This window comes from Shewanella hafniensis (genome assembly GCF_019655335.1).
In the GTDB taxonomy this organism is placed as follows: domain Bacteria; phylum Pseudomonadota; class Gammaproteobacteria; order Enterobacterales; family Shewanellaceae; genus Shewanella; species Shewanella hafniensis.
On sequence record NZ_BPFD01000266.1, the window covers coordinates 1 to 424 of the forward strand.

The window sequence follows — 424 nt, forward strand, 5'->3', positions numbered from 1 at the left end:
ACCCGCTCGACCGCAAAGCCCTGGTTCGCATTCTGACCGAGCCTCGCAATGCTCTGACCCGCCAATTTGAGAAACTCTTCGAGTTGGACGGGGTGGAATTGACCTTTACCGAGGGAGCTCTGGGGGCGATCGCCGACAAGGCCGTTGCACGAGGGACCGGTGCACGCGGACTGCGGGCCATTATTGAGGAGACCCTCATGGACGTCATGTTCGACGTCCCCTCCCGCGATGATGTCTCCCGAGTCGTGGTAACCCAGGAAGCCATCACCGGTGAAGGGAAGTGTCAGTACCTCTCCACGCCGGTCTTTCATGGTCGAGGCAGGCTATCTGCCTGAGGTTAGTGCTCGTCAAGGACCTCGACGAGCAGTTTGTCAGCCCGCTTCTGCAAGGTCGCCATGGACTTGCGGGCCTTCGCGTATCTGCC

Annotated in this window: 1 protein-coding gene; it reads left to right on the top strand. The window is 60.4% G+C overall.

The features are described 5' to 3' along the window. A partial coding sequence (locus K5Q99_RS23255) for a ClpB D2-like domain containing protein (RefSeq protein WP_505973638.1) occupies positions 1 to 335 on the top strand: 335 nt, incomplete at its 5' end. Between the last annotated feature and the right edge of the window lie 89 nt (positions 336 to 424).